1 protein-coding gene is annotated in these 1,515 nt (G+C 68.7%); it reads right to left on the bottom strand.

The genetic code is table 11. The annotated features are described in order from the left end of the window. On the bottom strand, positions 1 to 1,515 hold a 1,515-nt coding region (locus tag C2134_RS21680; RefSeq protein WP_199180011.1), incomplete at both ends, for a hypothetical protein.

Genomic DNA, 1,515 nt, shown 5'->3' on the forward strand with positions numbered 1-1,515 from the left:
TGATGGTGACCAGGGCGCTGCCGCCGGCGCTGAGATTGGCGGCGCTGAGATTGATGGTGGCTTGGACGTGGCCGCCCGCCAGGTCGGGGCTGGAAATCTGCTGGCCGCTGTGTTCGACGATGGCGACGGTGGGCGCATCCGGCGGCGTCAGATTCAGCGTGCCGCTGGCGCTGGCGGCATGGGAAACATTGCCGAGCGCGTTGCTTTGCGTCGCGGACACGCTGACGGCTTGGCCATTGGCCGGTTCCGGAATGCCGAGGCTCAGCACGCCATTGGCGTAACTGGCGGTCACCGCCGGGTTGCTGCTGGTCACCGAGCCGTCGCTATGGACGGTGACGCTGCTGCTCGCGCCGCCATCGCTGATCGAGACCTGGGCGCTGCCGCCGTTGGCGAGGTTGCTGGCGCTGAGGTTGACCTTGGCTTGGACGTGGCCGCCCGCCAGATCGCCGCTGCCGATCTGCTGGCCGCTGTGCTCGACGATGGCGACGGTGGGCGCATCCGGCGGCGTCAGATTCAGCGTGCCGCTGGCGCTGGCGGCGGTGGACACATTGCCCAGCGCGTTGCTTTGCGTCGCAGACACGCTGACGGCCTGGCCATTGGCTGGTTCGGGAATGCCGAGGCTCAACACGCCATTGGCGTAGCTGGCGGTGACGGCCGGGTTGCTGCTGCTCACCGAGCCGTCGCTATGCACAGTGACACTGCTGCTGGCGCCGCCATCGCTGATCGAGACCTTGGCGCTGCCGCCATTGGCGAGGTTGCTGGCATCGAGGCTGACCGTCGCCTGCACTTGGCCGTTGGCCACATCGCCGCTGGCGATTTGCTGGCCGCTGTGTTCGGTGATCGCCACCACCGGCGCGCTCGGCGGGCTCAGGTTCAAGGTGCCGCTCGTGGTCCCGGCTAGCGAGGTGTTGCCCAGCGCGTTGCTTTGCGTCGCGGACACGCTGACGGCCTGGCCGTTGGCCGGCTCGGGAATGCCTAGGCTCAGCACGCCATTGGCGTAGCTGGCGGTGACGGCCGGGTTGCTGCTGCTCACCGAGCCGTCGCTATGGACGGTGACGCTGCTGCTCGCGCCGCCATCGCTGATCGAGACCTGGGCGCTGCCGCCGTTGGCGAGGTTGCGGGCATCCAGCGTAACCGTCGCCTGCACTTGGCCGTGGGCCACATCGCCGCTGGCGATTTGCTGGCCGCTGTGTTCGGTGATCGCCACCACCGGCGCGTTCGGCGGGCTCAGGTTCAAGGTGCCGCTCGTGGTCCCGGCTAGCGAGGTGTTGCCCAGCGCATTGCTTTGCGTCGCCGACACGCTGACGGCCTGGCCGTTGGCCGGTTCGGGAATGCCGAGGCTCAACACGCCGCCCGCGTAGCTGGCGGTGACAGCCGGGTTGCTGCTGGTCACCGAGCCGTCGCTATGGACGGTGACGCTGCTGCTCGCGCCGCCATCGCTGATCGAGACCTGGGCGTTGCCGCCGTTGGCGAGGTTGCTGGCATCGAGGCTGACCGTCGCCTGCACTTGGCCGT

The organism is Chromobacterium sinusclupearum (assembly GCF_002902845.1).
Classification (GTDB): Bacteria; Pseudomonadota; Gammaproteobacteria; order Burkholderiales; family Chromobacteriaceae; genus Chromobacterium; species Chromobacterium sinusclupearum.